The sequence below is a fragment of the Aeromicrobium phragmitis genome (genome assembly GCF_003674095.1).
In the GTDB taxonomy this organism is placed as follows: domain Bacteria; phylum Actinomycetota; class Actinomycetes; order Propionibacteriales; family Nocardioidaceae; genus Aeromicrobium; species Aeromicrobium phragmitis.
Window position 1 is genome coordinate 1 of the sequence record NZ_RDBF01000245.1, and the last position, 324, is coordinate 324.

The following is a 324-nucleotide window of genomic DNA, read 5'->3' on the forward strand; positions in this document are numbered from 1 at the left end:
GGTAAGCCGTCCGCGACGGGCGAGCCGTCCTGGGCGAACGCCGTTCGCGAACTCGTGCAGGCGCACAAGGATCTGCCGCTCAGCCTCACGATCGGGGACCGACGTGTCGTGATCCTGGCGATCGACGATCCTCGTCCCGGGACCGCCCTCGCCCGTATCGACCTCGCGATCGCCGCCGCCCGACTCGTCAGCTGACCGACCGTCACTCACCCGGGCAGAGGTGGTCAGCGACCGACATGGAGCCATCGCCCTCGTTGCCACGGCTCCATTGCCCCTCGTTCCTCGCGCTACTCGACCACCTATCGCGGCCGTAGGAGGTCGCTC

The 324-nt window shown here is 68.8% G+C and carries 1 protein-coding gene; it reads left to right on the top strand.

Annotated features, from left to right (window positions below; all coding sequences use genetic code 11):
* The coding region (locus D9V41_RS18130; RefSeq protein WP_166376130.1) for a hypothetical protein at nucleotides 1–195 on the top strand (195 nt) is incomplete at its 5' end.
* Between the last annotated feature and the right edge of the window lie 129 nt (nucleotides 196–324).